The 768-nt window shown below is 56.4% G+C and carries 1 pseudogene; it reads right to left on the bottom strand.

The features are described 5' to 3' along the window. Positions 1-119 (bottom strand): annotated as a pseudogene (locus HT737_RS32125) (cytochrome c); the annotation flags it as partial. Between the last annotated feature and the right edge of the window lie 649 nt (positions 120-768).

The raw sequence follows: 768 nt of genomic DNA, 5'->3' as shown, positions 1-768 counted from the left end.
CGGTGCTGCCAGGTGTGACGGGTTGCGCCGAGCTGCAGATCCAGCTGTGCGGCAGACAAGGGCATGCTTAGCAGCAGGGCCCAGAACACAATGAGCGTTTTCAAATGATCGCCGTCCATGTCGTAGGAGTGCGCAAAGGTTGGCACAGCCACGCTGGCCCGGGAAGCGGGCCAGTCACATTGTTGATGGCAATGAAATGCACCCGGCCGGCGAGTCAGCCGATGACCTTGGTCAGGTTCGGCAAAATCAGCAACAGCGTGGTGGCGAAAAGAATGAGCCCGGCTTGACGAACTTTCGGTTGTTTGAACATGGCTTGACCGCCTTTATTGTTATTTCCTGATGTTTGCCTGCATATCCATGACGGCAAACGCTGCACTTCCTGTAGAAGAACGTCGGCCCCGGCAAAACCCGACGACCCTGACGTACATGTACTACCTTAGAGCCCGCGTCACGCGCGGCTTAGATCCATTTCGTATGTATTTACTGCTGCTGGCAATAAAAAAGACATGAGGCGTATTGCCAGCTTCTGCGCCGACCGCTTGCTAGACAACTCGCCGACCTGAACCGGTTCACCTGAAGGTGGATGACCGTCCGTCTGAGCGTGCGCGTCAACATCATTGAGCGCTGTGGTCATTGAATCCTCGACGGCGCGGGATAACAGTGAAACCACGAAATTCACTCACCGCACAGGTTCGAGGACGTCATGACCCAAGTTGATTTTCGATGCGCTGCGTACGCCCCGCGGCAAAGGCAAGGCCGATGGCGCGC

It is taken from the genome of Pseudomonas sp. MD195_PC81_125 (assembly GCF_014060985.1).
GTDB lineage: Bacteria > Pseudomonadota > Gammaproteobacteria > Pseudomonadales > Pseudomonadaceae > Aquipseudomonas > Aquipseudomonas parakoreensis.
The sequence above is the reverse complement of the archived record's forward strand: the minus strand, read 5'-3'. Positions and strand labels throughout refer to the sequence as shown.